The organism is Streptomyces sp. HUAS ZL42 (assembly GCF_040782645.1).
Taxonomy (GTDB): domain Bacteria; phylum Actinomycetota; class Actinomycetes; order Streptomycetales; family Streptomycetaceae; genus Streptomyces.
In genome coordinates, this window is the sequence record NZ_CP160403.1 from 6,847,039 (window position 1) to 6,868,245 (window position 21,207).

A 21,207-nucleotide genomic window follows, 5' to 3' on the forward strand; every position below is an offset into this window, starting at 1 on the left:
ACTGCGGCGGTGCAGGCCGTGGCCGCGCAGGGCTACAACTCCCACCACTCGCCCAGATCGCTGGGCGCACCTGTCTGGATGAAGTGGCGCAGGAGGGCCCACGCGCGATCGACGTTCAGGACGAAGCCACCAGTGAATGCTGCCAGTTCGTCCATGATCGGGACGTCGGCCAAGGTGCCCGAGGGGGCGGTGCCGTCTCCCACGAGAAGGGACACTCCCTCAGCCTCACTGAAGAGATGGATGACTGCGTGATCACCTCGGAATCCGAGGGCCAACGTAGGAGAGTCGCTGTCTGGCAAGCGAACTTCGAGGTATCCCTGGCCACGGGAACGCAGTTCGCTGAAGCGGTCCGAGAGATCTCTGAGGTCCGAGCGTCTCTCAACCTCGGAGAACCGTCCCGATTCCGGCGACGTCGCCGCCCACACCGCGCTCATCGCTGTCCGCGCTGCTCGTAGCGCCGCCACTGGCGTCCGCCGTCGCGGGAGATCCACAGCCCTTCGCCCTGCACGAGGTCGCCGCGCACACCCTCGCCCTGGGTGAGGGACAGCGCCGTGGTGCCGGCCCGCGCGGCGAGGACGCCCCCCGCGTAGGGCTTCGGTACGGCCGTGGAGCCAAGGGTGCGACCGTCGCGCTGCCGTACGACGCGGTCGGGGGCGTCGGTCAGGGACTGGACCAGGCTCCATGCCGTGCCCCGCTCGTCGACGGCGAGGCGGACGGCGTCGTCCGGCACTGCGGCCGGGGGCGCCACGATGCGTCTGGCGGGGCGGTAGACGAGGGTCGGCTCCACTTCGGTGAGCAGGATGTCGCCGGGCCGGGTGCGTAACGGGGTCTCGGTGATGACGACTTTGTGCCGCTTGCCGCGTACGTCGAGGGCGTACGTTCCCTCGGCTCCCTCCTCGGGCGGCACCCGCACGAAGTCCCCGCGCACCGCCTTGAACGCGGCCGGCACCGCCTCCGCGTCCGCGTGTTCCGCGTGCTCGGCGACCGTACGGCCGTCGGGTCCGACGATGCGCCAGGCGGTGGCGGCCGGCCCCTCGTCGTCCTCGACATTGCCGGCGTCGTACGTCAGAAGCAGCGAGCCGTCGTCCGCGCGAACCACGCCGGTGGGTGCGCCAGCCGCCTCGATGACGTCGGCGGGGCGCGGGTGAGGTTCTTCGATGACGCGCTTGTACTTCGCCTCGCGGTCCCCGGAGGCCCTGTCGTCGGCGCCGCCCGGGCTGCAGGCGGTCAGCACCAGCGCCGCACTCGCCGCGGCCACGAGCCCGACCGTCCGATCACCGCGTTTCTCCAGCCACGCCATTGCGACATCCTCACATGCGGCCGGCCGACTCCCACTCAGCTGCCCCGCACTCGAACCACACCGTCTTGCCGCCCCCAGGTGCCGGTGACACCCCCCACTTGTCGACCACCGCGTCCACAAGTGCGAGGCCGCGGCCGTGTTCGGCGTCCGGCGGCAACTGGGAGGGGACGGTGGGGGATTGGGGGCAGGCATCCGTCACCTCCACCCGGATCCCCGCCGCCTCCCGCAGGAGCACCAGCGTGCAGCGCCGGTCCGGTACGTGCCGTACGACGTTGGCGATCAGCTCCGTCACCGCTAGCTCCACCGCGTCCGTCAGCTCCGTCAGCTCCCACTCCATCAGGCATGAGCGGGCGATGCGGCGGATGTGGCGTGCCGAGTGTTCGCCGACAGTCAGGTGCATCCGGTACTGGGTGAGGCGCGGGGCCGCCAGCGTGGGGGGAAAGTATTCGTTCACGGTACGAGGCTGGCCTGGCGTGACTACTCTGGGCTACCGATCGGATACAACAGGTCCCGCAGTGGACCGAGTTGCGCGAGAGGGGCCGTGCGTGACCCACATCAACGTCCTTGATCCGGGAGCCTCGCCGCTCGACTACTACGGCTTTGAGCTGCGGCGACACCGTGAGGCCGCCGGGCTCACGCAGCGGCAGCTCGGGGACATCGTCAACTACACCGGCTCGCTTGTCGGACAGATCGAGACTGCCCGGAAGCTGCCGACGGCCGAGTTCAGCGAGCGGGTGGACGCGGCGCTGGGGACCGGTGGGTTGTTGTCCCGGCTTGTCGCGCTCGTGATGCGCAGTCAACTTCCGGCCTGGTTTCAGCAGGTGGCCGAGTTGGAGGTGCGGGCGGCCGAGATCTGTACCTTCCAGACGCACATGGTTCACGGGCTGCTCCAGAGCCGGGCCTATGTCCGTGCCGTACTCGGCTCGCTGGACGAGGCCGATCTCGACGACCGCACCGCCGTACGGCTGGCCCGCCAGCGCATCTTCGAGAAGCAGGAGCCGCCGGTTCTGTGGGCGGTGATCAGCGAGGCGGCCCTGTGTCAGGAGATTGGCGACTCCGAGACCATGCGGGGCCAACTCGCCCACTTGTTGTCCTTCGAGCGCAATCCCCGGATCAACGTTCAGGTACTGCCCTTCTCGGTGGGGGCGCACGCCGGGCTTCAAGGCTCGTTCACACTCTTCCGATTCGAGAGCGACCCTACGATCGTCTATACCGAGGGCTACGGCAGCGGGCATCCCACCGCCAACCCGGACACGGTCAAGGACTGCGCACTCCGTTACGATCATCTCCGGGCCGCCGCGCTGTCCCCAAAGGATTCGGCGGAGTTGATCCGGCGTGTGATGGAGGACCGCTATGGAGAGCAACTGGCGTAAGTCCAGCTACAGCGGCGACCAGGGCGGCGAGTGCCTCGAGATCGCCGAACTCCCCGGTGCCGCCGTAGCCGTACGCGACTCCAAGGACCCCGAGGGGCCCCTGCTCTCCTTCGAGTCCTCCGTCTTCGCCGACTTCCTCTCCTGGACGGGGACTACAGCCGCTGAATGATCGTGCCGGTGGCCAGTCCGCCACCCGCGCACATCGTCACCAGCGCGAACTCCTTGTCCACGCGCTCCAGTTCATGCAGTGCCGTCGTGATGAGCCGGGCACCCGTCGACCCGACCGGGTGCCCGAGCGCGATCGCACCGCCGTTGACGTTGACCTTCTCCAGGTCCTGGTCGAAGACCTGCGCCCAGCTCAACACCACCGACGCGAAAGCCTCGTTGATCTCGACCAGGTCGATGTCCTTCAGCGACATCCCGGCCTTCCCCAGGACCGCCTTCGTCGCGTCGATCGGGCCGTCCAGGTGGAAGTGCGGGTCCGCGCCCACCAGCGCCTGCGCCACGATCCTCGCCCTCGGCTTCAGTTTCAGCGCTCGGGCCATCCGCTTCGACGCCCACATGATCGCCGAAGCGCCGTCGCTGATCTGCGACGAGTTGCCCGCCGTGTGCACCGCCGTCGGCATGATCGGCTTCAGGGAGGCCAGCGCCTCCATCGACGTGTCGCGCAGGCCCTCGTCGTGGTCCACCAGTCGCCACATGCCCTGACCGGACCGCTGCTCCTCCTCGGTCGTCGGCACCTGGACCGCGAACGTCTCCTTCTTGAAGCGTTCCTCGGACCAGGCGATCGCCGCCCGCTCCTGGGAGATCAGGCCCAGCGCGTCGACGTTCTCCCGTGTCAGGCCCCGGTGCCTGGCGATCCGTTCCGCCGCCTCGAACTGGTTCGGCAGGTCGACGTTCCACTCGTCCGGGAACGGCTTTCCCGGGCCGTGTTTCGAGCCCGATCCCAGCGGCACCCGCGACATCGCCTCGACGCCGCACGAGATTCCGACGTCGATGACGCCCGCCGCGACCATGTTCGCCACCATGTGTGACGCCTGCTGCGACGAGCCGCACTGGCAGTCGACCGTCGTCGCCGCCGTCTCGTAGGGGAGGCCCATCGTCAGCCAGGCCGTGCGGGCGGGGTTCATGGACTGTTCGCCGGCATGGGTCACCGTGCCGCCGACGATCTGTTCGACGCAGTCGGCCTGGATGCCGGTGCGGCCGAGGAGTTCGCGGTAGGTCTCGCCCAGGAGATAGGCGGGGTGCAGGTTGGCGAGCGCGCCGCCGCGCTTGCCGATGGGGGTGCGGACTGCTTCGACGATCACGGGTTCGGCGGCCATGGGTGCGGATCCTCTCCGAGGGTTCTGCGGGTGCTCTCGGGGGTGTTCTCGGGGGTGTTCTCCTTCAGAACTAGTACGCGTTCTAGTTCTGTCTGCAGTTTGCTGACGCCGCGTCCGCTGCCGCAAGGGTCTTGCACGTCCTGAAGTCGTGATCTGCACAGATTCCGCACCCGATTCAGGGCGCCGTACCCCTTGCCACTTGTAGAACCCGTTACTACCTTCACGGCAGCTCCGTATTCCTGATGGACCGTCAGATCGTAAGCTGCAGTTGGCTGGAGTGAGTTGCCTATGCCCTGTCCAGCACTTCCCGACGGGTTCGACTTCACCGACCCCGATCTGCTGCACCACCGCGTACCCCTCCCGGAGTTCGCCGAGCTGCGCCGGGCCGAACCGGTCTGCTGGATCCCGCAGCCGGCCAATGTCGCCGGCTTCCAGGACGAGGGCTACTGGGCCGTCACCCGGCACGCGGACGTCAAGTACGTCTCCACGCACCCGGAGCTCTTCTCCTCGACCCTCAACACGGCGATCATCCGCTTCAACGAGCACATCCAGCGGGACGCCATTGACGCCCAGCGGCTGATCATCCTCAACATGGACCCGCCCGAGCACACCCGGGTCCGCCAGATCGTGCAGCGCGGCTTCACCCCGCGCGCCATCCGCGCCCTCGAGGACACCCTGCGCGTCCGCGCGCAGGCCATCGCGCGGAGCGCGCTCGCGGAGCCCGGCCCCTTCGACTTCGTCACCAAGGTCGCCTGCGAACTGCCCCTGCAGGCCATAGCCGAACTGATCGGCATCCCGCAGGACGACCGGGCCAAGATCTTCGAGTGGTCCAACAGGATGATCGCGTACGACGACCCGGAGTACGCCATCACCGAGGAGGTCGGCGCGGAGTCGGCCACCGAACTCATCGCGTACGCCATGAACATGGCCGCCGACCGCAAGCAGTGCCCGGCCAAGGACATCGTGACCACGCTGGTGGCCGCCGAGGACGAGGGCAACCTCCGTTCCGACGAGTTCGGCTTCTTCGTGCTCGCGCTGTCCGTCGCGGGCAACGAGACGACCCGCAACGCCATCACCCACGGCATGCACGCCTTCCTCACCCACCCCGACCAGTGGGAACTCTTCAAGCGGGAACGGCCGGGGACCGCCGCCGAGGAGATCGTCCGCTGGGGCACGCCGGTGGTCTCCTTCCAGCGCACGGCCACCCAGGACACCGAACTCGGCGGCAAGCCGATCAGGAAGGGCGACCGGGTCGGCATCTTCTACGCCTCCGCGAACCACGACCCGGAGGTCTTCGAGAACCCGGACGCCTTCGACATCACCCGAGACCCCAATCCTCATCTCGGCTTCGGTGGGGGCGGCCCGCACTTCTGCCTCGGCAAGTCCCTGGCCGTCCTCGAGATCGACCTCATCTTCAACGCCGTAGCCGACGCGATGCCCAACCTCAGGCTGGTCGGCGACCCACGCCGACTGCGGTCCGCGTGGATCAACGGGGTGAAGGAGTTGCAGGTCAGCGCTGGCTGACAGTTGACCCAGACCCGGGCCGACGGCATCAGGGCGCCGTCGGCCCGTCCCGAGGGAGGCAGGAGCACACCCCAACCCTCACGCCCCCGTTCCTGCCTCCCCCGAGACGGCTCACTCGCGACCGGACGCCGTGACCGCCAGCACCCCCGCCACGACGGCCGCGATCAGCAGCGGGATGCCCAGCCCGTGATGCGACACCAGCCACGCTCCCAGCAGGGCGCCCGCCGCCAACGCGCACACCGAGGCGGCACGGCGGGCGGAGCGGGCGCCGCTTCCGCCGCCGATACGGGAGTCGGCGGCGAGGCCGGTCAGGGTCGTCGTCTGGACGGTGGTCGTCAGGTCGGGCACGCCGAGCCGGTGCACGGTCGCGTTGCGCAGGCCCATCGCGAAGGCCGTGAGCGCGATCAGTGGGTACGTCGCTCCGGTCGCGTCCGGGGCGACGAAGGCGACCACCGCCGATGTACCGATCAGCAGCGCCTCCGCGGCCAGCGTCACCCTTGCCCACGTGCGGCGCGACCCGGCGCCCAGCCGTCGCGCGAGGCGACCGCCGGTCACCCCGCCCAGCAGGAAGCCGGCCAGGGATGTCGCCGTGTGCGGTACCGAGAAGCCCGGCGCTCCGGCCGCGGCGAAGCCGAGCACGACGACGTTGCCGGTCATGTTGGCGGTGAAGACGTGATGCAGGCCCAGGAAGCTCACCGCGTCGATCAGTCCGCTGACGACGGTGAGGAGAAGCAGCACGGCCACCAGAGGCAGGCCTCGTGCCTCCTGTGCTGCCTCCTCGGTCCTGGCGGTCATCGCACCAGTTGAGCATGGGGGGCGTGAGAAACGGCGAAGGCGGCGGCCCGGGGATCCGGAACCGCCGCCTTCGCCGTACGGCAAGAGGACGTAGACAAGAGGACGTACGACAAGAGGCCGTACGGCGAGTGGCTGCTCTTAGTACCAGCCGTTGGCCTGCCAGAAGTTCCACGCGCCGACCGGGCTGCCGTAGCGGGACTTCATGTAGTCCAGGCCCCACTTGATCTGGGTCTCGGCGTTGGTCTGCCAGTCGGAGCCGGCCGAGGCCATCTTGGAGCCGGGCAGGGCCTGGACCAGGCCGTAGGCGCCGGAGGAGGCGTTGGTGGCGTCGACGTCCCAGCCGCTCTCGTGCTCGACGATGTTGGCGAAGGCCTGGTACTGGGCCGCGTCCGGGATCATCTTGTGCGCGATCGCCTGAGCCTCGGAGGCGGAGGCCACGCCGGCCGCGTGAGCGGGAGCCGCGGTCAGAGCCATGCCGGCTGTGGCGGCGGCCACGGCGGCGGTGGTGAGGGCCTTCTTGGGGGAAGCGATGCGACGGATGAAGGAGACGGACACGGAGAACCTTTTTCCTCGGGGACTGGGCTGTCGCAGCCATGCGGGAACCACGCGGTGCGTGGCGGGGCATGCGTCGGCGCCGCGGCCCTGTGGGCACGTCGGCGCCGTGCGACGTCGTCCAGAGAAACAGGCTCGAGAACTGTCCGCAATTTCCCCTTTTACTAGTTGTGGTCGCATTCGGGAGGAAGGTCGACTGTGTGACGTGGCTCTCAATGTGCAGGTCAGGCGGTATAGGGGTGCGTACATGTCAGGACGTTGGGTCTACGACTTTGCCTCGTAGGTGATCTGGGTCATGTGGGGCGCTTCACCGTTTGAGCGACGCTTTGTGACGCTTTGTGTGTGGCCTCTTACGGAGTCGGCGCCTCGAATGTGACAGGCGTCTCGAAAGCCGCACGGCGCGTGGCCCGCCGCAGTGCCTTGAGCACCGCGGGGCCGAGAGCGAGCGTCAGGACGACCGTGACCACGGCCCGGCCCAGGTCCCAGCCGAGCGACGTGGCCAGGCAGTACGCGACGAAACGAGCCAGGTTGGCGGGGACGGCGGCCTGCGGGTCGAAGGAAATGTTCGAGGCGAGCGCGCCCATGAAGGGCCAGCCGGCCAGGTTCATCGCCGTGCCGTAGGCGAAGGCCGCCAGGAAGCCGTAGGCGGCGAGAAGCAGGCGTTCGGTACGGCCGCGCAGGCGGTCCGCGCCCGGCAGCAGGCCCGCGCCCATCGTGAACCACCCCATCGCCAGCATCTGGAACGGCATCCACGGGCCCACCCCGCCCGTGAGCAGCGCGGACGCGAACATCGTGACCGAGCCGAGGACGAATCCGAAGCCGGGGCCCAGGACCCGGCCGCTGAGCACCATCAGGAAGAACATCGGCTCGATACCGGCCGTACCCGCGCCGATCGGGCGGAGGGCCGCTCCCGTGGCCGCCAGTACGCCGAGCATCGCGACCGCCTTCGGGCCCAGGCCCGACTCCGAGATCGTCGCCGCCACGACGGCGACCAGCAGCACCAGCAGGCCCGCGAACAGCCAGGGGGCGTCCTGGGCGTGGGCGGTGAGCTGTGAGGTGGGCGGGGCGAGGAACGGCCAGGTGAAGGCGGCGATACCGACGGCGCTGGTCAGGGCGAGGGCGGCGAGGGAACGGGGGCCGAAGCGGATGGCTCGGGCTTGGCGGGTCACTTGAGGGCCTCTCTCACCTGGGCGACCGTCAGCCACTCCTGCGGGGCCAGGATCTTGGTGACCTGCGGTGCGAAGGAGGGCGACGAGACCACCACTTCCGCTGTGGGCCCGTCGGCGATCACCTCGCCGTCCGCCAGCAGGACCACCCGGTGGGCGAGTTCGGCGGCCAGTTCCACGTCATGGGTGGCCAGGACGATGGCATGGCCTTCGGCGGCGAGGGCGCGCAGCACGGTGACCAGGCGGGCCTTCGCCGCGTAGTCCAGGCCGCGGGTCGGTTCGTCGAGGAGGAGCAGGGGAGGGCGGGCTGTCAGGACCACTGCGAGGGCGAGCGCGAGGCGCTGACCTTCGGAGAGGTCGCGGGGGTGGGTGGTGTCGGCCACCCCCGGGAGGAGCTCCGAGACGAGCGTGCGGCAGGTACCGGGGTCGGCCCCGGCGTCGCCGTCGGCGGCCGCGCACTCGGCGGCGACCGTGTCGGCGTACAGGAGATCGCGTGGCTCCTGGGGGACGAGACCGACGCGGCGTACGAGGTCGCGGGGCGGGGTGCGGTGGGGGACCGAGCCGCCGACTCTCACCGCACCGGCGCTCGGCTCGACCAGGCCGACGAGCGTGTTGAGGAGCGTGGACTTTCCGGCGCCGTTGCGGCCCATGAGGGCGATCGTCTCGCCGGGGGAGACGGTGAGGTCCACATGGCGGAGGGCCTGGATGCGGGCGCGGCGGACGGCCAGGGAGCGGACTTCGGCCGTGTACAAGGGCGTTGGTGCCGGACGCTTGCGCGGGCGCCGACGGGAGGTGGAGGTGGGCAGTGCGGGGGCGCCGGGCGTCTGTGGGGAGTCGGGGGTGGCCACCCGGCGTCCGGTGAGCTGTTCCCGCAGGCCCGCTGCCCGTCGCCGCGCGTCCCGCACCGTCAGCGGCAGCGGCGACCAGCCCGCCAGCCGGCCCAGCCCTACGACCGGCGGGTACACGGGCGATACGGCCATCACCTCCGCCGGGGTGCCCAGGACCGGTGCCGCGCCCGGGGCCGGGAGGAGGGCGACCTGGTCGGCGTACTGGATGACGCGTTCCAGGCGGTGTTCGGCCATGAGGACCGTCGTGCCGAGATCGTGGACCAGGCGCTGCAGGACCGCGAGGACCTCCTCGGCGGCGGCCGGGTCGAGCGCGGAGGTCGGTTCGTCGAGCACCAGGACCCTGGGGTGCGGGGTGAGGACCGAGCCGATGGCGACGCGCTGCTGCTGGCCGCCGGAGAGGGTGGCGATCGGGCGGTCGCGCAGGTCGGCGAGGCCGAGGAGGTCGAGGGTCTCCTCGACGCGGCGGCGCATCACGTCGGGCGGCAGGCCCAATGACTCCATGCCGTAGGCGAGTTCGTCCTCGACGGTGTCGGTGACGAAGTGGGACAGCGGGTCCTGGCCCACCGTTCCTACCACGTCGGCGAGTTCGCGCGGCTTGTGGGTACGGGTGTCCCGGCCGGACACCGTGACACGGCCGCGCAGGGTGCCGCCGGTGAAGTGCGGGACGAGTCCGCTGACGGCTCCGAGGAGTGTCGACTTGCCGACACCCGACGGGCCTGCGAGGAGGACGAGTTCGCCTTCGGGGACCTCGAAGTCGACGCCCTGGATGGTGGGTTCGGTGGCACCGTCGTAGGTGACGGAGACGTTCTCGAAGCGGATCACGACGGCTCCTTCGGGGCGAGGAAGGCCGGGAGCAGGCCGAGGAGGATCGCCGCCGCGGGCCACAGGGGGAGCGTGGGGGCCACGAGGGGGACCACCCCGGGGTGCAGGGCCGGCGGGTCGGCGGACGCGGCGAGGGTGAGCAGGGCGGCCACCGCGATGCCGGACGCGGCGACCAGGCAGGCGCGGGCGTTCCAGGTGTCGGGGCGGTAGCGCGTGCGGAGGGACCGGCGGCCGCCGAGGCGGAGTCCGGCAAGGGCCGCCGCCGTTCCGGCGAGGAGGAGCGGCAGGCCGTACGTGCCGCCTTCGGCGGTGAGCATGCCGTACGTTCCCGCGCAGACGCCGAGCAGTCCGCCGAGGGTGAGGACGGCGGTCGTACGGCGGACGGGGGCGGGGACGTCGGCGGTACGGCCGTAACCGCGGGCGTCCATCGCGGCGGCCAGGGCGACGGAACGTTCGAGGGCGCCCTCGAGGACGGGGAGGCCCACCTGCAGCAGGCCCCGGACTCCGCTGTCCGGGCGGCCGCGCAGGCGGCGGGCGGCGCGGAGACGGTGGACGTCGGCGATGAGGTTCGGGGCGAAGGTGAGGGCCACGACCACGGCGACGCCGGTCTCGTAGAGGGCGCCGGGGAGGGACTTGAGCAGGCGGGTCGGACTGGCGAGGGCGTTCGCCGCGCCTATGCAGATGAGGAGCGTGGCGAGCTTCAGGCCGTCGTAGAGGGCGAAGAGAAGGGCTTCGGCGGTGACCTTGCCGCCCAGGTGGATGCCTTGTGCCCAGTGGGGGAGGGGGAGTTCGGGGAGGGTGACGATCACGTGTGTGCCCGGGATGGGGGAGCCGAGCGCTGCCGCGAAGACGAGGCGCAGGAGGAGGACGGCGAGGGCGAGTTTGGCGAAGGCGGTGTAGGAGCGGGCCGTGGGGGTGTGCGGGCGGCGGGCCGCGACGACGTAGGCGGAGGTGGCGATGAGGAGCGTGAGGAGCAGGGGGTTGGTGGTCCGGGTGGCGGCGGTGCCGAGGCCGAGGGACCAGAGCCACCAGGCGCCGGGGTGAAGAGAGGCGTAGCTGCGGGCAGTCGTGCCGCTGGGGCGGCACGGGTGGGCGCAGCGGCACCCCGCCAGCGCGGGTGAGCGACCCCACCCCCACCGTGCAGTGCCGGGCGAGCTACACATGCCTGCGTCGCCGTGCCTGCCAGAGTGCGGCCCCGCCCAGAGCTGCCACCAGTGCAGCTCCCGCGAGCAGGCCCGCCGACGGTCCGCCGTCCGTCGTGTCCTTCTTCGCAGCACCGGCCGTCGGCTTCTTCCCCGCCGGCACCTGCTCCCCGCACCCCTGCTCCGGATACCCCGCGATCGCACACAACAGGGCGTTGGCGTCGTACCGCAGGGGCTTGGCGACGGCGGCCAACGCCTCTGCCGTTGTCGCGCCGGAGGACACGCGCGCGCAGGCTGTTCGAGGCGCGGGCGGGGTCTCGCCGGACGGGGCGTCCGTCGTCGTACCGAAGTCGATGACCAGGGCGACCCGCTTCTTGCCGTCCTGCGCGGGCGTCCTCGCGCAGATGGTCGAGAAGTTCGCCGTCCCGCGCGGCCGGTTCGCGTCCTGGGAGTCCTCGCTGACCGCGAAGCGGAAACCCTGGACGTCGCCGTCGGAGGGGCGGGTGGTGGACGGGCCCTGGTCGGCGTAGGTCCAGTGGTTGCCGTCGCGTTCCCAGAAGGACCAGTAGCGGTAGCCGGCGGCTTGGGCCTGGCCGGTGCCGGCCAAGGTCAGCAGCAGGACCAGCAGCACGGAAATCCGGCGTGTCACAGCTGCTGCTTCCTGCCCCGGCCGCTCAGCAGGAAGCCGATGCCGACGCCGGCGACGAGGAAGACGCCTACGGTCCACCAGACGCCGAAGCCGGAATCGGAGTCGGAGCCTGCGTCGGAGTCCGTGGCGTCCTTGTCCGTCGCGGTCGTTGCCGTCTGCGGGGCCGGCCCCGTCGCGTTCAGCTGCGCGACCAGATCCGCGCCCCCGAAGTCGCGGGGGTCGGCCCCTGCGGCGTGGGCGGCGAGGATCAGCTGGGCATAGGCGGCGGGGCCGCTCTGCTTCGCCCAGGCCGCGGAGTTCCGCTCGAGCCACTTCAGGGGCTGCTGGGCCTGTGCGGCGCCGCCCTGTGCGGCGAGCGCGACCACGGCGTCGGCGGTGTTGCCGTAGTCGGGCTGGTCCTCGGCGCCGGCGAGCGCGGACTTCAGGTAGCCGTTCTGCTCGAGGGCCTTGGCCAGGTAGGCGGCGCCGTTGGCCGCGGCCTGCTGGGGTGCCGGATAACCCGCGTCGGTGCAGGCGGCGACCGGCTTCGCGGAACCGGCCTCCGCGACCAGCCCCTTGCCCAGCGCACCGAGGACGCCCGCGGCCGTCGCGTCCGCGTTGGCGGCCAACTCGCCCTTCTTGTCCGGCTGGTAGGCGAAGGCGCCCGCACCGTCGCCGGAGCAGGGAAGGGCGAGCCGCAGCAGGGCGTCGTACGGGGACCGGCCGTCCTTCACGACCTCGCCGGGCTTCTCGCCCGCGGCCGTGAGCGCGCCGATGACGACGGACGTCGAGTTCGCGTCGCTGGCCCCGCCGGCTGTGTAGCCCCAGCCGCCGTCCTTGTTCTGGACGGACTTCAGCCAGGCCACGCCCTTGTCGGCCCCGGTGTCGTGGCCACCGAGGGCCGCGAGTGCCTGTACGGCGGCCGCCGTGCTGTTGGTGTCGACCATGACCTTGGCGTCGCAGGCCTTGGCGGTGTCGGCGCGGAAGGCGGCGAACGCCCCGTTCGCGCACTGCTGTCCGGCCAGCCAGCCGACGGCCTCGGCGGCCGGTTTCACGCCCACGGTGTCCTGCGCGAGCAGGGCGAGGGACTGGCGCCAGACACCGTCGTACGTCGGGTCGCTGCTGCCGTACAGGCCGGACGGAATCGCCGCGGACGGGGACGGGGACGGGGACTGGGACGGGTCTGCGGCCATGGCGGGCGCGGCGGCGCCGATCACGGCGGTGGCGGCCAGGGCCGCGGCGCTGCGGCGGACGACGTTCATGATCGGCGGGTGCCTCTCCCTGCAGGGAGCCGGGCAGCACGGGACACCCCGGCGGCTCGGCTCCGTAGACCTCGACGGTGCCGTGCGGCGGCGGGTTGCCGACGCACCTGAGCCGGTCACGGTCCCGTACGGGGCGATCCGGCTTGCCAGGGCAGTGGCTCACGGTTGCGGGTCAGCGCCGGAATTGCACCGGCTTCCCCCCGTGCGGGTGTGATGACGACCCGGCCACTCTACCCGCCGGTAGGGAAAGGGCTGTGGGCGGGCTGAGAGGGTGGGTAGGTTCGGGCCATGGCGATCACGGGGAGACTGCTCGGCTCGGGCCGTACGGCCGATGTGTACGAGATCGACGAGGCGTGGGTGCTGCGCCGCAACCGGGAGAGCTGGGGGGACGCGGTCGCTGAGGGCGCGTTGATGAAGTACGTGCGCGGGCACGGCTTCCCCGTGCCCCGGGTGCGGCCGTCCGGTTCCCGCACCGACCTGGTGATGGAACGGCTGTTCGGGCCGACGATGCTGGAGGCCTGCCTGGCGGGCTCGCTGACGGCGGCGGAGGCCGGCGCCACCCTCGCCCGGCTGCTGCGCGACCTGCACGCGATCCCGGTCCGGCGCTCCGCCACCGCCCGCATCCTCCACCTCGACCTGCACCCGGAGAACGTGATCCTCACGTCCGACGGCCCCCGCGTGATCGACTGGGGCACCGCGGAGGAGGGCGACCCGGCGCTGGACTGGGGCATGTCGGCGGTCATCATCGCCCAGGTCGCCGTCTCCACCGAGCCGTTGGCCGGACCGGCCCGCGCGATGCTGGCCGCTCTGCTCGCCGACTCCTCCGATCTCACCGAGCCCGGCCTGACGGAGGCAGGGCGCCGACGGGCGGCCAATCCGACGATGAGCCGAGCGGAGGTCGAACTCCTCGGAGAAGCGACGGACTTGATCCGGTCGTTCATGGTCTAGTCGTTCATGGCCTGGGCGCGGGGCGTCGGGCCCCCGAAGGCCAGGAACAGTGTCCGGGCGGCCAGCAACCAGGTGCCGTCCGGGGAGCGGCGGAAGGTGTCCTCGTAGTGGCCGACCTGGACGGGCGGGCCCGCGGGCGTCAGATCACCGGTGTGCCCGTCGACGCGGTAAGTCGTGAAGTAGGACGTCGCTGTCGCTGTCGCTGTCGCTGTCGCTGTCGCTGTCGCTGTCGCTGTCGCTGTGTGTGTCGCTGTCGCCGTGTCCGGGGATGTCACCGTGACCAGGACGTTGGACATCAGTCGGCGGGAGAGGCGGTCGGCGGGGCGGGAGCCGAAGTAGGCCCGCAGCGCCTCCCGGCCCTTGACCAGGCGGTCGCCCTCGGGCCATTCCCAGGTGCCGTCCTCGGTGAACAGGTCGGCCACGGAGGAGGGTTCGCCGAGGTCGAGGCGGTGGACGAAGTCGTGGATCAGGCGGGTGCAGGCGTGTTCGGCGAGGAGGTGTTCCAAGGGGTCCATGGGTTTGTTGGTACCAGGGGTGACGGCGGGCGACGACCTGTTTTACCCCACCCAGGTTGCTCACACCGCCACGTACGTCACCGGATCGCTTCCCGGCACCGCCTCCGCCCGCCCCAGCTTCACCAGCCGGCGCAGATGGGCCTCCGCCTCGGAGACGGCGATGTTCCTCGAGCCGTACGGGATCTGGTCCCAGGGCCGGTTCCACTCCATGCGTTCCGCCAGCTGCCAGGGCGTAAGGGGTTCGGACAGCAACGCCCGTAGTCCGGAGAGGCGTTCCTCGTGGTGATCGAGCAACTCCCCTACCCGGGCCGCCGCGTCGGTGAACGCGTGCTGGTGGGCCGGGAGGATCTCGGCGGCGGCGAGACGGCCGACGCGCTCCAGGGAGTCGAGGTAGTCGCCGAGGGGGTCGGTGACCGTGGCGTCGTCCGGGTCTTCGTAGAGGCCTATGTGCGGGGTGATCTCGGGAAGCAGGTGATCGCCGGAGAAGAGGCGGCCATGTCCCGGTAGTTGGGAGGGGTGCTGCTCCTCAAGGTGAAGGCAGACATGGCCGGGGGTGTGGCCCGGCGTCCAGATCGCGCGCAGGCGGCGGCCGGGCAGGTCGAGGAGTTCGCCGGGGACGATCTCGCGGTCGGGCAGGGCGGGGGAGAAGCCGGGCAGGGTGCGGCGACGGGCCGTGCGCAGGGGCGCGATGTGCTCCTCGGGGGCGCCCGCGGTCGTGAGCTTGTCCGCCATGTACGAGAACCAGCGCTCCGGGCGGGTCTCCCGGGTCCTGCGCACGATCGAGGCGTCCGCCGCATGCATCGCGACCCACGCCCCGGACACCTCCCGCACCCGGCCCGACAGTCCGTGGTGATCGGGGTGGTGGTGGGTGATGACGACCCCGTGAACATCGCCCACCGAGGCCCCACAGGCCGTCAGCCCTGCCGCGAGGGTGTCCCAGGACGCCGGGTCGTCCCATCCGGTGTCGACCAGGACCGGTCCGCGGTCGGTGTCGACGACGTACACGAGGGTGTACCCGAGGGGGTTGTCCGGAATGGGGACCCGGATGGAACGTACGCCGCCGCCGTGGTCGTAGACCTGCGTCATGGATTCCCCGTCCTGGCTGCCGCCACCGTCCTGGCTGCTCTTCATGTGCCCTCCGCCCCACGGCCATTGCCCACTATAACTAGAACTGGTTTCAGATCCGATGGGCCTGCGGAAGCTCTACCTGGGAATGCGCTGACCAGCAACGGAGCGGTCGTCATTGGTCGTTGTTGGGCGTCGTGGGCCGCTGTCGGACGGCCCAGGGACGGCCCCGGCGCGGGAGGGCCCGCTGTCGTCCAGGAGTGAGGTGTGGCGGGCGGACGCTGCCAGCCTTCGAAGTGCTTAGCGATGTGAGAACTGAGTGTGCAGATGTCCGAAGGGGGCTATTCTGGCCGACACGAGGAGGGGAACAATGAGCGTACTGGCGTGGGCGTTTGGCGGCGTTGGCGGGGCACTTGTAGTTGCTGCGATTGGGTGGTTCATCTTCGACAGGAAGAGCGATACGGCCAAGCAGAGCCAGAGAAGTGGCAGTAATTCCAGGAATTATCAAGCGGGTCGGGATCTGACCATCGGTGACATTGAAGAGAAGCCGTGAAGCAAATTCAGCGCGCGGGCGACAATTCTACCAATTTCCAGGCGGAAGTGATTCACGCGGGAATCAGCTATCGTGATGCGCGCGATATTGCCACGGATGTTTATAAGGAGAATATTCCCAAATTTGCCGAGATTGCGCGCGAAGTAGCCCTCGAGCGTGCGGAAATCTTCAATGAGAAACTTCTCGACGGAATCGCGCCGGAGACTCTGGAGGCATTGAAGGATCCTGACGTCCAGCGGTCCCTCTTCTTTGCTCAGCAGGAGTATGCATGCTCAGGAGAGGAAGACTTGAGGGATGTGCTTATCGAGCTATTGCGAAAAAGGATGACGAGTCCCGTGAGGGACATTAGGCAGCTGTCCATAACGGAAAGCCTTAAGACTGCCCCCAAGTTGTCCGCAGCGCACCTTTCCGCTCTCAGTGCGCTCCTGATTCTCATTCGAACAAGACTCGGGGTGGCGAACGTCGAGGACTTGCGCAAGAAGCTGCGCGAGATATTGGCTCCCGTTGTAACAGACTTGCATTTGAGTAACGCTGACGTCGCTTACATGGAGTACGCCGGTTGCCTGTCTATTCAGATTACGGAGCACTCGATCGGTAGCGTCTTGTTGGAAACCTACAAAGGTTGTTTCACGAGAGGCTTTACGGTAGAGCAGATCCCGGAGGATGCGCGTTCAGGCATCCGGTCTCTGCTAATGCCATGCCTGCGTGACCCTGCCAAACTGCAAATAGCAAGCCTCAATCAGGATATGGTGGCTGAGCTCATCAAGGAGCGTGGACTTGAGGAGTACGCGCAGCAGATTACAGCATTGCTGGATGTCGGCATCATGAACGTCTCCGAAATTGCGGAGGAATTTGCTGGCCTACATCCCGCTCTGGAAAATCTGGTAAATATCTTCCATTCGACCAGTTTGAAGAGCTGCCAGTTGACGACCGTCGGGACCACGCTTGCGCACACCAACTTGCGACGCATGGTCGGAGAAGCCTTTGAGCCGAGACTAGACGTCTGGGTCCACTGAAACGTGACTTCGTCCAGGCTGTACGGGCTCTCAGTTAATGCCTCGCGGCATCCAGGAGCAGAAGCACCGCAGCGGGGTCGCCGTCGTACCTGAGGTGTGGTTCGTCCGGCTCGGGCGGTATGAAGCGAGTTCGGTACCGCTGAAGGTCGCTTTCGGAGAAGTAGATTGAGTTGGGGTCGTGCGCGTGGGCTTGGTTGCGTTTGCTGATCCTTGACCAGAGTTCGTCGTGACTTGCTGCGAGATAGACGAGCACCGGGGTTGCGCCGGCGTCGGTGGCGATAGCTCGCCATCGGGTGCGGTCGTCCGGGGTCCAGAAGCCGTGGTCGACCACAACGTCGTGTCCTGCCTTGAGTTGCTCGCGGAGTTCAACCGACACATCCTCAAGGACCGGACGCTCAAGGGTAGGGAAGGTGCCCCGCGGGAAGTCCACGCCGTACACGCCGTGGCGGCGATACATCTCCTCGTCAGGGCACAGGCGCACGAATCCACGAGCGGTGAGCGCGCGGGAAAGGGTCGTCTTGCCGGAACCGGGGAGACCAGCCATGAGGACGCAGAACGGCGGGCGTGAGGGCATCGGTCTCGTCAGGGTCCGGGAGATCGCAGACATCTCCGCTTCGGCTTCGGGGGTGAGTGTGTCGGCACGGTGAGCGGCGAGCAGGGCGTCCAAGCGGTCTTCAAGCACGCTCAAGAGTGTGTCGTCCACGGCCCTCACTGAGAGACCTCCGATTCCGTCCGCCACGTGCGACCAGGGCCCCCAAGGTCGACACCGTACTCCACGATGTTGCCCTCGCTATCGATGAACTTCGCTGTCATCACGACCACGGGTTCCGTCGGCGGGTTCTCAGGATCCAGCTCCAGAAGCTGTGCGTCCTCCTCCGTCAGCAGGCGCGCTGAAGCAGTGTCGATCCGATGGGTGATCGGGAGGCCAGTCGCCTCGGCAATGAGCTGAAGCGAGGTACCCCCGGTCAACCGCTCGCTCTGTGCCAACTGGGGGATCAGCTTTCCGTACCGAGGCGGGATCCAAGACGTACTGTGCGCCACAATGCCGTGCCGGTCCCTGTATACGCGGCGCCGGCGGATCACGTCGGAGCGAGGTTCGATGCCCAGTGCTTGGGCCACCTCTGGGGGCGCGGTAACTACAGCGGCCTGGTGTGAGTCGGACCGCTCGCCTGATCCCCAGCTTGATCCGGTACGGCGACCTCGGTCCTGACGCTGAGATCCCGAAGACATCGGAGCGGGTTGATCCAGGACTTCCGTCCCGATCCCGTGGATCCCCCTCACTAGGCCCTCGTTGCGCAGCTTGCGCAACGCCTTCTCCGCTGTCGCGGTGCTGACGCTCCACTCCTCCGCGAGGTTCTTGATGCTCGGCAGCAGCGATCCCGGCGGCAGCTGGCCAGACGTGATCAGCTCCGTGTAGTGGGCGGCAATCTTCGCGTATGGCGCTCGATTGTCAGCCTGACCAGCCATTTCGTCTGCTCCTTTGTCTCTGCTCCCTGCGGTTCCCTAGCTTACCGCTTGACACCGCAGGGAACCCTAGGGAACCTTAGGGATGTGCCCGCCGGTAGGGACGTAGGCCGAGGGGTGCTGTGCCTAGGTATGTCCGCATTGATGGCGGATCTACCGGCTCGGAGCAGCGTCAACGCCCGGAGGAAAGCCCGCAGGGGTGAGTACGAAGGCAGCGTCAGTTGGTTGAGAATTCAATAGGGATTCAAGTGCGACGGGGTGTGAGCCCCCGTCTCCGCAACGGCCCGGGTGACGGCCGTCGGTGGCCACTTTGAGGCGGGCGAACCTGTCCCGCCCTGCGTGTCAGCTCTGGAGAAACATCCGTAGGGATCATCCCTTCCCTTCAGGGAGGTCAGCCCCTCGGGTGCCACCTGGTGCGCTGCCGCCCTGCTGGCGTCAGAGCAGTGAGGATGACGCGCCCGATTTCCGGCTCGGGACCGTGCTCCGTGGCAACGGCGCACCGGTGAAGCCCGGTCTCGCTTCTTCCTGGCTTCGCAGCATCGATCGCTGCGGCCGGTTGCCTCCGCTGCTCGTCTTGTACGAGCAGCGCTGAGGGGAGCCGGATGTTCCGACTTCAACGGCGCGCACCCCCGGAGCGGCAACTCCGGGGGTGCTGTTCGGGCCGTTCCACCTGTGAGAGGAACCACGACCCAATGAGCCACATCGTCACTGTTCAGACCGCTGTTACCGCGTTCGCCGACTGGATCGAACCGACGGATGCGGAGTTGGACGCGATCGAGCAGGAGTCTCCGCTGATCCTGGCAGAGGTCGACCTGCTCGACGCGCAGATCATCACCCTGGATCGCGCCCCGTCCGAGTTGGACGCCCAGCGCATCCGCCGCGCCCGCCGCCGCCTGCTCGCGGCCCGCCGCACCCTCGCCAACCAGACCGGCACGGCCACCGCCGGCGGTGTGGCGTGAGGGCCAAGACTGTTCTGCCTGCCGTCGCTATGACGGCCGTGTCCATGGTCCTCACGCTGGCTGTGGTCGTGATGTGGCTGGGCACAGCCGTGCCGTGGCCCGTCGCCCTAGTCGTCGGTCTTGGTATCGACGGGGGATGGCTGGCCACTCTGGCCTACGAACGCCGGTTGGCCGCGCAGGGCGACCACAGCCGCATCGTGACCGCCGTGGGATGGTGCTTCGGCCTCATCGCCGCTGGCGTCCTGGTCGCCCACGCCGTGAGTGCTGACCACGCGGCCGGCGCGTGGCTGGCCGTGGCATGGCTGCCGATCGCGGCCAAGGCCCTGTGGCTGGTCCACGGACTGTGGGAGCGCACCGCGCTGACCCCGCTGGCACTGGACGCGATCCGGGGCATCCGGCAGGAGGCCCGCGACGAAGCAGCCGTGGCCCGCGCACGCCTGCGGGCGGAAGCGGCCACCGAGGAGACCCGACTGACGGCCGTCACGGCCGCCGGGGCACGCGTCGCACGCGTCCAGGCACAGACCGCCAAGATGCTCTCGCAGGCCTGGTCGACGCTGGAAACCGCGCGCCAGCGTGAGGGCACGGGCAAGGCGCTGACCAGCGTGACGAGCCCCGTCACACCCGGTGTCCCGGCCCGCTGGGAACTGCCCGTGTGGGGCCCGAGCGAGCCGACCAGGACGCCCGTGCTGGACGCCGCGCCTGCGCTGTCCGATGACGTGCTGGACGCGCTGGTCGACGAGATCCGTCACAGCGAAGACCCCGCCCTGTCCTACCGCGAGATGGCCACCCGCTTTCGTGCGGCCGGCCACTCCGCCTCCGAGGTCCGTCTTCGGGCCGCGTGGAAGCGCGTGGTCGCCTGATGCCCGCCGCGTACGCCAAGTGCTACGACCCGTCCGGCGCCCGCTACGGCGTGCCCACCTACCCCTGGAAGCTGGCCCCCGACGGGATGGCCACCCGCCGGCAGTTACGGGCCCAGGGCCTGCGTCCGGGCGGTCAGCCGATACAGGCGCAGGTCATGCGGATCAACCGCCGTACCGGCGGGCCGCGCGTTGCCTACCTCTACCGCGAAGACCTCGCGCTTCCGGTACGGCCGATGACCTCACGCAAGTGGGGCGCCCTCGCGCTGGCGATGCTGGCTCGCCGCACCTGCCCGAAGTGCCGCATCACCTACAGCTACTGCATGCCCCGCTCGCTCGGCATCTGCGTGCTGTGCGCCTTCCCGGACAACTGCGCATCCCCGACAGGGAGCTGACCATGGGCAAGCCCAACACCCGTCGCCTGGACAAGGAGATCCGGCTGACGGAACGCAAGATCGAAGCGGTGCAGAACGAGGAAATGTGGCCGCTGAACAGTGCCGAGCGGCGCAAGGTCGTGGGCGCGCTCGCGGGCGGCTCCTACCGGGTGCTGCGGGGCAAGAGCACCGGCCGCGCCGAACGCGCCCTTGAGCAGGTCTGGAACGCGGTCAACATGCGGCTGACCGCTGAGCTGACCGCGTTGCAGATGGAGCGGCAGCGCATCGTGACCGAGGCAGCCAAGGAGAAGGCTGCCAAGAAGTCCTCGGGGTGGTGGTGAGCATGGACGGCCGTTGCCCCGCCGCTCACCCGGAAGACCCCACGCCCTGCGTCGGTCCGGTCGTGGTGAGCGTGCTGGACGCGGCGGGCGCCGGCGCCGACGGGTGCGAGCACCACGGCGCCCGGCTGCTGGCCTCCCTCGACGGCGGACGCGTCTACGCCCTGCCCGACGCCCCGCCCGGCGCCGCCATCCGCACCTTCACCGCCGCCGCCGGTATCCGCCCGTTCTGCTGGCTCGACGGCCCGCGTACCGAGCCGTCGCAGCTCAGCCACATCGAGAACCGCGCCCGCCGCGGGCGCTGAATCGCGCCGCCGGGGTGGCCGCGCTTTCCCGCATGCCCAGCCACCCGGCACCCTCTCTCAACTCCCGCCCCGATCGGGG

26 protein-coding genes and 1 riboswitch are annotated in these 21,207 nt (G+C 69.4%); of the genes, 11 read left to right on the forward strand and 15 right to left on the reverse strand.

Going from position 1 to position 21,207, the window contains the following annotated elements; translation table 11 throughout:
- Positions 1–32 precede the first annotated feature (32 nt).
- The 3 genes from ABZO29_RS31195 to ABZO29_RS31205 all read right to left on the reverse strand — a co-directional run bounded on the left by ABZO29_RS31195 (position 33) and on the right by ABZO29_RS31205 (position 1,754).
- Complete coding sequence (locus ABZO29_RS31195) at positions 33–203, reverse strand: hypothetical protein (protein ID WP_367323502.1); 171 nt, start codon at positions 201–203, stop codon at positions 33–35.
- A 227-nt stretch (positions 204–430) separates the two neighbouring features.
- On the reverse strand, positions 431–1,300 hold the full coding sequence (locus ABZO29_RS31200) for a hypothetical protein (RefSeq protein WP_367323503.1): 870 nt from the start codon (positions 1,298–1,300) through the stop codon (positions 431–433).
- Between the two features lie 10 nt (positions 1,301–1,310).
- A complete protein-coding gene (locus tag ABZO29_RS31205) occupies positions 1,311–1,754 on the reverse strand; it encodes an ATP-binding protein (RefSeq protein ID WP_367323504.1) in 444 nt (147 codons plus the stop codon).
- 91 nt (positions 1,755–1,845) lie between these two features.
- Between ABZO29_RS31205 and ABZO29_RS31210 the strand changes: the two genes are divergently transcribed.
- Both ABZO29_RS31210 and ABZO29_RS31215 read left to right on the forward strand, forming a co-directional pair.
- Positions 1,846–2,673, forward strand: coding sequence for a helix-turn-helix domain-containing protein (locus ABZO29_RS31210; RefSeq protein ID WP_367323505.1), 828 nt, complete (start codon positions 1,846–1,848; stop codon positions 2,671–2,673).
- The gene (locus tag ABZO29_RS31215) at positions 2,654–2,842 is read left to right on the forward strand and encodes a DUF397 domain-containing protein (protein WP_367323506.1); all 189 of its coding nucleotides are present in this window, start codon (positions 2,654–2,656) and stop codon (positions 2,840–2,842) included. The genes ABZO29_RS31210 and ABZO29_RS31215 overlap by 20 nt, the downstream gene beginning before the upstream one ends.
- Here ABZO29_RS31215 and ABZO29_RS31220 read toward each other — a convergent pair.
- A complete protein-coding gene (locus ABZO29_RS31220) occupies positions 2,826–3,995 on the reverse strand; it encodes a steroid 3-ketoacyl-CoA thiolase (RefSeq protein ID WP_367323507.1) in 1,170 nt (389 codons plus the stop codon). The genes ABZO29_RS31215 and ABZO29_RS31220 overlap by 17 nt on opposite strands.
- A gap of 288 nt (positions 3,996–4,283) precedes the next feature.
- On the opposite strand from ABZO29_RS31220, the gene ABZO29_RS31225 reads away from it, so the two are divergent.
- Complete coding sequence (locus tag ABZO29_RS31225) at positions 4,284–5,519, forward strand: cytochrome P450 (RefSeq protein WP_367323508.1); 1,236 nt, start codon at positions 4,284–4,286, stop codon at positions 5,517–5,519.
- A gap of 111 nt (positions 5,520–5,630) precedes the next feature.
- Here ABZO29_RS31225 and ABZO29_RS31230 read toward each other — a convergent pair whose 3' ends face one another.
- From ABZO29_RS31230 to ABZO29_RS31260, 7 genes are all read right to left on the reverse strand, one after another.
- The gene (locus ABZO29_RS31230) at positions 5,631–6,314 is read right to left on the reverse strand and encodes a YoaK family protein (RefSeq protein WP_367323509.1); all 684 of its coding nucleotides are present in this window, start codon (positions 6,312–6,314) and stop codon (positions 5,631–5,633) included.
- Between the two features lie 138 nt (positions 6,315–6,452).
- Positions 6,453–6,869, reverse strand: coding sequence for a transglycosylase SLT domain-containing protein (locus tag ABZO29_RS31235; protein ID WP_367323510.1), 417 nt, complete (start codon positions 6,867–6,869; stop codon positions 6,453–6,455).
- A 347-nt stretch (positions 6,870–7,216) separates the two neighbouring features.
- Complete coding sequence (locus ABZO29_RS31240) at positions 7,217–8,035, reverse strand: ECF transporter S component (protein ID WP_367323511.1); 819 nt, start codon at positions 8,033–8,035, stop codon at positions 7,217–7,219.
- On the reverse strand, positions 8,032–9,702 hold the full coding sequence (locus ABZO29_RS31245; RefSeq protein ID WP_367323512.1) for an ABC transporter ATP-binding protein: 1,671 nt from the start codon (positions 9,700–9,702) through the stop codon (positions 8,032–8,034). Before ABZO29_RS31245 ends, ABZO29_RS31240 begins: the two co-directional genes overlap by 4 nt.
- Entirely contained in the window at positions 9,699–10,865 is a 1,167-nt protein-coding gene (locus ABZO29_RS31250; RefSeq protein ID WP_367323513.1) for a CbiQ family ECF transporter T component, read from the reverse strand. The genes ABZO29_RS31245 and ABZO29_RS31250 overlap by 4 nt, the downstream gene beginning before the upstream one ends.
- Positions 10,858–11,493, reverse strand: coding sequence for an SCO2322 family protein (locus ABZO29_RS31255; RefSeq protein ID WP_367323514.1), 636 nt, complete (start codon positions 11,491–11,493; stop codon positions 10,858–10,860). The genes ABZO29_RS31250 and ABZO29_RS31255 overlap by 8 nt, the downstream gene beginning before the upstream one ends.
- Complete coding sequence (locus ABZO29_RS31260; RefSeq protein ID WP_367323515.1) at positions 11,490–12,734, reverse strand: prenyltransferase/squalene oxidase repeat-containing protein; 1,245 nt, start codon at positions 12,732–12,734, stop codon at positions 11,490–11,492. Before ABZO29_RS31260 ends, ABZO29_RS31255 begins: the two co-directional genes overlap by 4 nt.
- Positions 12,735–12,865: 131 nt before the next feature.
- Positions 12,866–12,934, reverse strand: a riboswitch (cobalamin riboswitch).
- A gap of 88 nt (positions 12,935–13,022) precedes the next feature.
- On the opposite strand from ABZO29_RS31260, the gene ABZO29_RS31265 reads away from it, so the two are divergent.
- On the forward strand, positions 13,023–13,682 hold the full coding sequence (locus ABZO29_RS31265) for a phosphotransferase (protein WP_367323516.1): 660 nt from the start codon (positions 13,023–13,025) through the stop codon (positions 13,680–13,682).
- On the opposite strand, the gene ABZO29_RS31270 is transcribed toward ABZO29_RS31265, so the two are convergent.
- Both ABZO29_RS31270 and ABZO29_RS31275 read right to left on the reverse strand, forming a co-directional pair.
- Positions 13,679–14,197 carry a nuclear transport factor 2 family protein gene (locus ABZO29_RS31270; protein ID WP_367323517.1) on the reverse strand — a complete coding sequence of 173 codons (519 nt, stop codon included), beginning with the start codon at positions 14,195–14,197 and terminating at the stop codon, positions 13,679–13,681. The genes ABZO29_RS31265 and ABZO29_RS31270 overlap by 4 nt on opposite strands.
- A gap of 60 nt (positions 14,198–14,257) precedes the next feature.
- The gene (locus tag ABZO29_RS31275; RefSeq protein WP_367326300.1) at positions 14,258–15,283 is read right to left on the reverse strand and encodes an MBL fold metallo-hydrolase; all 1,026 of its coding nucleotides are present in this window, start codon (positions 15,281–15,283) and stop codon (positions 14,258–14,260) included.
- 349 nt (positions 15,284–15,632) lie between these two features.
- Here ABZO29_RS31275 and ABZO29_RS31280 point away from each other — a divergent pair, with 349 nt between their 5' ends.
- Entirely contained in the window at positions 15,633–15,815 is a 183-nt protein-coding gene (locus tag ABZO29_RS31280) for a hypothetical protein (RefSeq protein WP_367323518.1), read from the forward strand.
- Positions 15,812–16,831, forward strand: a complete 1,020-nt coding sequence (locus ABZO29_RS31285) for an LPO_1073/Vpar_1526 family protein (RefSeq protein WP_367323519.1) — start codon at positions 15,812–15,814, stop codon at positions 16,829–16,831. The genes ABZO29_RS31280 and ABZO29_RS31285 overlap by 4 nt, the downstream gene beginning before the upstream one ends.
- Positions 16,832–16,865: 34 nt before the next feature.
- Here the strand turns inward: ABZO29_RS31285 and ABZO29_RS31290 are convergent, their stop codons facing one another.
- Both ABZO29_RS31290 and ABZO29_RS31295 read right to left on the reverse strand, forming a co-directional pair.
- Positions 16,866–17,543, reverse strand: a complete 678-nt coding sequence (locus ABZO29_RS31290) for an AAA family ATPase (protein WP_367323520.1) — start codon at positions 17,541–17,543, stop codon at positions 16,866–16,868.
- Positions 17,540–18,298: a GntR family transcriptional regulator gene (locus ABZO29_RS31295; protein ID WP_367323521.1), complete on the reverse strand. Its 759-nt coding sequence runs from the start codon at positions 18,296–18,298 to the stop codon at positions 17,540–17,542. Before ABZO29_RS31295 ends, ABZO29_RS31290 begins: the two co-directional genes overlap by 4 nt.
- Positions 18,299–18,987: 689 nt before the next feature.
- Here ABZO29_RS31295 and ABZO29_RS31300 point away from each other — a divergent pair.
- From ABZO29_RS31300 to ABZO29_RS31320, 5 genes are read left to right on the forward strand one after another with little or no spacing between them, the layout of a single operon-like run.
- Positions 18,988–19,254, forward strand: a complete 267-nt coding sequence (locus tag ABZO29_RS31300) for a DUF6284 family protein (RefSeq protein ID WP_367323522.1) — start codon at positions 18,988–18,990, stop codon at positions 19,252–19,254.
- Positions 19,251–20,114: a protein spdB gene (locus tag ABZO29_RS31305; protein WP_367323523.1), complete on the forward strand. Its 864-nt coding sequence runs from the start codon at positions 19,251–19,253 to the stop codon at positions 20,112–20,114. Before ABZO29_RS31300 ends, ABZO29_RS31305 begins: the two co-directional genes overlap by 4 nt.
- The gene (locus tag ABZO29_RS31310) at positions 20,114–20,506 is read left to right on the forward strand and encodes an RRQRL motif-containing zinc-binding protein (RefSeq protein ID WP_367323524.1); all 393 of its coding nucleotides are present in this window, start codon (positions 20,114–20,116) and stop codon (positions 20,504–20,506) included. The genes ABZO29_RS31305 and ABZO29_RS31310 overlap by 1 nt, the downstream gene beginning before the upstream one ends.
- Positions 20,507–20,508: 2 nt before the next feature.
- A complete protein-coding gene (locus ABZO29_RS31315) occupies positions 20,509–20,826 on the forward strand; it encodes a hypothetical protein (protein ID WP_367323525.1) in 318 nt (105 codons plus the stop codon).
- A 2-nt stretch (positions 20,827–20,828) separates the two neighbouring features.
- A complete protein-coding gene (locus ABZO29_RS31320; RefSeq protein ID WP_367323526.1) occupies positions 20,829–21,128 on the forward strand; it encodes a hypothetical protein in 300 nt (99 codons plus the stop codon).
- Positions 21,129–21,207 lie beyond the last annotated feature (79 nt).

What these genes read in the sequence shown, in the direction of transcription:
- ABZO29_RS31260 (WP_367323515.1), bottom strand. Translation starts at nt 12,734, where the DNA reads ATGAACGTCGTCCGCCGCAGCGCCGCGGCCCTGGCCGCCACCGCCGTG.
- ABZO29_RS31225 (WP_367323508.1), top strand. Translation starts at nt 4,284, where the DNA reads ATGCCCTGTCCAGCACTTCCCGACGGGTTCGACTTCACCGACCCCGAT.
- ABZO29_RS31280 (WP_367323518.1), top strand. Translation starts at nt 15,633, where the DNA reads ATGAGCGTACTGGCGTGGGCGTTTGGCGGCGTTGGCGGGGCACTTGTA.
- ABZO29_RS31250 (WP_367323513.1), bottom strand. Translation starts at nt 10,865, where the DNA reads ATGTGTAGCTCGCCCGGCACTGCACGGTGGGGGTGGGGTCGCTCACCC.
- ABZO29_RS31215 (WP_367323506.1), top strand. Translation starts at nt 2,654, where the DNA reads ATGGAGAGCAACTGGCGTAAGTCCAGCTACAGCGGCGACCAGGGCGGC.
- ABZO29_RS31300 (WP_367323522.1), top strand. Translation starts at nt 18,988, where the DNA reads ATGAGCCACATCGTCACTGTTCAGACCGCTGTTACCGCGTTCGCCGAC.
- ABZO29_RS31315 (WP_367323525.1), top strand. Translation starts at nt 20,509, where the DNA reads ATGGGCAAGCCCAACACCCGTCGCCTGGACAAGGAGATCCGGCTGACG.
- ABZO29_RS31320 (WP_367323526.1), top strand. Translation starts at nt 20,829, where the DNA reads ATGGACGGCCGTTGCCCCGCCGCTCACCCGGAAGACCCCACGCCCTGC.
- ABZO29_RS31275 (WP_367326300.1), bottom strand. Translation starts at nt 15,283, where the DNA reads ATGACGCAGGTCTACGACCACGGCGGCGGCGTACGTTCCATCCGGGTC.
- ABZO29_RS31200 (WP_367323503.1), bottom strand. Translation starts at nt 1,300, where the DNA reads ATGGCGTGGCTGGAGAAACGCGGTGATCGGACGGTCGGGCTCGTGGCC.
- ABZO29_RS31310 (WP_367323524.1), top strand. Translation starts at nt 20,114, where the DNA reads ATGCCCGCCGCGTACGCCAAGTGCTACGACCCGTCCGGCGCCCGCTAC.
- ABZO29_RS31270 (WP_367323517.1), bottom strand. Translation starts at nt 14,197, where the DNA reads ATGGACCCCTTGGAACACCTCCTCGCCGAACACGCCTGCACCCGCCTG.
- ABZO29_RS31265 (WP_367323516.1), top strand. Translation starts at nt 13,023, where the DNA reads ATGGCGATCACGGGGAGACTGCTCGGCTCGGGCCGTACGGCCGATGTG.
- ABZO29_RS31220 (WP_367323507.1), bottom strand. Translation starts at nt 3,995, where the DNA reads ATGGCCGCCGAACCCGTGATCGTCGAAGCAGTCCGCACCCCCATCGGC.
- ABZO29_RS31230 (WP_367323509.1), bottom strand. Translation starts at nt 6,314, where the DNA reads ATGACCGCCAGGACCGAGGAGGCAGCACAGGAGGCACGAGGCCTGCCT.
- ABZO29_RS31295 (WP_367323521.1), bottom strand. Translation starts at nt 18,298, where the DNA reads ATGGCTGGTCAGGCTGACAATCGAGCGCCATACGCGAAGATTGCCGCC.